Here is a 2,325-nt window from a genome sequence, read left to right on the forward strand (position 1 = left end):
CCATCACATCGTCGTTGAACTTGAAGCTCGGATTGAACAGGAACGTGGTCGGCGTGTCCTTGCTTTGCGTGGTGAAACCGATATCCCCGACCAGCAGCCCGGAGCCTGTCTGCGTGAATGTCGTCTTGTCCTTGCTATAGCGCCCACCCACCAGGATGCTTAGCTGTGATGTCACGTGCCAGGTCAGGTCCGCGTAGCCAGCCCATTCCTTGAAGATGCCCGGCCCCACGTTGATCGCGCCTAGCGGTGGCAGATCAAGCGGCCCCCCTGTACTTGCGTCGAAACCATTCACCAGCTGCTGGTTCGTCGTGCTCTCACGCGTGTAAAACACACCGACACGCCATTCCAGCATCTGGTCTTCAGGCGACTGCAGGCGAAGGTCTTCGGTGAATTTGCCCAGAGTGATCGGATCAGTGATGGAGTAGCCACCGTTATCCAGTCCGAACGAAGGATTGAGAACCGGCCCGTAGGCAGCAGTGACATCCTGATCCGTGTTGACCTTCTGCGTGCTGTAACTGGACGACGACACCAGCTTCGCCCAACCGAAGTCGGCGTTGACCGACGCGTCGTACAGGCGGTACTTGATCTTGAACAGGCCCGTGTCTGCGGCCCTGCTCTGCTTCTGGTAACCGTAGAGCGGCTTCAACGTGAGGGGATCCACCTCTACACCCGTGTTGGCGAGCCCATCGCTGCTGAGGTTCTGGGCCAGCGCGGACAGGCTGACCGATACCTTGCTGCTCGGCGTCCAGAGCATCTCTGCGCGACCACCGCGAACCGTCGCCTCATTGACGTCCGACTTTCCGGTGAAGACGTTATCGATGTAACCGGGATCTTTTCGGTCGTACGCGTTGATGCGAAGTGCCAGGGTGTCCGCGATCAGCGGCAGGTTGACCATGGCGCGTTCGTTGAAGCCGCTGCCACCGCCCTTCACGCTGCTGTACCCCGTCGACAGATAACCGAACGCGCGCGTGGCGTCCGGCTTGGCCGTGACGAACTTGACCAGTCCACCGAGTGAGTTCGCACCGTAGAGGGTGCCTTGCGGACCGCGCAGTACCTCGATGCGTTCGAGGTCCGCGGGATCCAGATCCGGCGTAAGCAGGCCACCACCGGCGTATACGGTACTGGAGCCGTATGGCGCGTCATTGATATAGGTACTGACCGCGGAGTTCGCCTGCCCGCTGCCGGAGGTGATACCGCGCAGCACGAGCTGCGTCTGGCCTTCAGAGGTCGAAATAAGATTCAGGCCGGGGACCTGCGTCGCGTAGTCGGCGAAGCTGTTCGCGCCTGCCCGCTTGAGGTCATCCCCCGAGACGGCCGAGACGGCCATCGGTACATCCTGCAACTTCTCGGTGCGCTTGTTGGCGGTGACCACGACGGCCGGCAGGTCTGCCGCTTGCTTGCGTTGCGTTTCCGCCTTCTGATCCTGGGGGTCGTCGGCGCCGAGTGCGACGCCACTTGCGCCGATCAAAGCGGCGGCGATGGCCGCGCAGACGGCACGCCGACGGTGCTGGAAGTAGCGATGCTGCATGACGTCCCCCGTGATAAGCGAATGGCTTGCCCCGGGCTCATTGTTAGCTCGTTATCATTCGTGTGTCAATGGTATCGAACTATCTTGATCTGTCGCTACGCTCTCCGATACGCGGCTAACCTATAACCGTCCCGTTTCGAACGATCTCTCCCAGCCATCGGCGCTCACCACGCGACCTGCTTCAAAGGTGAACTCCACTCGGGAAACGGTCTTGCCTCGGCTATCGATGAACTCGACGACAACCTTGCGCTGCGAGCAGGGATCTGCCGGTATGTCCATATAGTCCCAACCAAGAAAGCGATAGGTGTCCGCCTTCATCGCTCGCGCAAGCGCACGAGCACCATCGACGCCCGTTCCCAAGGGACGGCCTACGTCGCCTGCGCCAAGGTTGAAACTCGCGGATGGGGCGATCAGCGCCCCTAGCCCGTCATCCGAGCGTGCTGCCAGCCTGACCACTTCAACGGCACGAAGGCTAAGGAACCGCTCAAGTTCACGTGAGCCCGAGATCTCTGGCCGAACGCATACGGAAGGCTCTGCGAATGTGGGGCCTGCAGCCAGGACCAGACCAAGGCAAACCAACCATCGACGCATTTTCATTGACATAGGTAGTAGGCTCGATAATCGCCGCTTTCCACGCTAACGGCCCGGACCTTTCCGCGCGCGTCGCGATGAAACTCAAGCTGCATGAGAGGCATGGCGTCGGAATCCGGATCGACGAAGCGTGTCGGCGACAGGGCCTGTAGCTGGTGCACGTTATCGTCGCCCGGCACTCGCATCGATGCCTTGCCGTGGGACAT

The 2,325-nt window shown here is 60.9% G+C and carries 1 protein-coding gene and 1 pseudogene; both read right to left on the bottom strand.

Annotation, left to right across the window (positions count from 1 at the left end; genetic code table 11):
* A partial coding sequence (locus tag AC1DT2_RS20980; RefSeq protein WP_477298494.1) for a TonB-dependent receptor occupies positions 1-1,528 on the bottom strand: 1,528 nt, incomplete at its 3' end.
* A gap of 593 nt (positions 1,529-2,121) precedes the next feature.
* Positions 2,122-2,325: pseudogene (locus AC1DT2_RS20985) on the bottom strand (hypothetical protein); the annotation flags it as partial.

Source organism: Luteibacter sp. P4_E6 (assembly GCF_056401535.1).